1 protein-coding gene is annotated in these 430 nt (G+C 50.9%); it reads left to right on the top strand.

Annotated features, from left to right (window positions below; translation table 11 throughout):
* Positions 1 to 430: aminotransferase class III-fold pyridoxal phosphate-dependent enzyme (locus EN852_RS35340; RefSeq protein WP_135879639.1), on the top strand; the 430-nt coding region annotated here is incomplete at both ends.

The following is a 430-nucleotide window of genomic DNA, read 5'->3' as shown; positions in this document are numbered from 1 at the left end:
ATTCAGGCAGGTTGCGGACGAACAGGTAGTTTCTTCAGTTTCGAATTTGCCGATTTATCGCCAGATATAATTGTTTTGTCAAAGTCTCTCAGCGGCTGTGGACTGCCGCTATCCCTTTTGCTGCTCAAACCTGAAATAGACGTTTGGCAGCCCGGCGAACACAATGGAACATTCAGAGGCAACAATCTCGCGCTTGTGACTGGGGCTTCTGCGTTACGAAAATATTGGACGGATGAAAAGCTGTCTCACGGCGTTACGGAAACAGGGCGAATTCTCAACAAGCGCCTTCAGCAGATTGCTCAAAGTAGCGGCGATCCTAGCCTTTCCGTGCGCGGAAGGGGCATGATGCTCGGGATCGATTGCAATACAGGCAAACTGGCCGAGAAAATCGTGCACAGGGCCTTTGAAAGTGGGCTGGTGGTAGAGCGAT

It is taken from the genome of Mesorhizobium sp. M2E.F.Ca.ET.209.01.1.1 (assembly GCF_004010375.2).
Taxonomy (GTDB): domain Bacteria; phylum Pseudomonadota; class Alphaproteobacteria; order Rhizobiales; family Rhizobiaceae; genus Mesorhizobium.
Note: the sequence above shows the minus strand (reverse complement) of the source record. Positions and strands in the feature narration are given on the sequence as shown.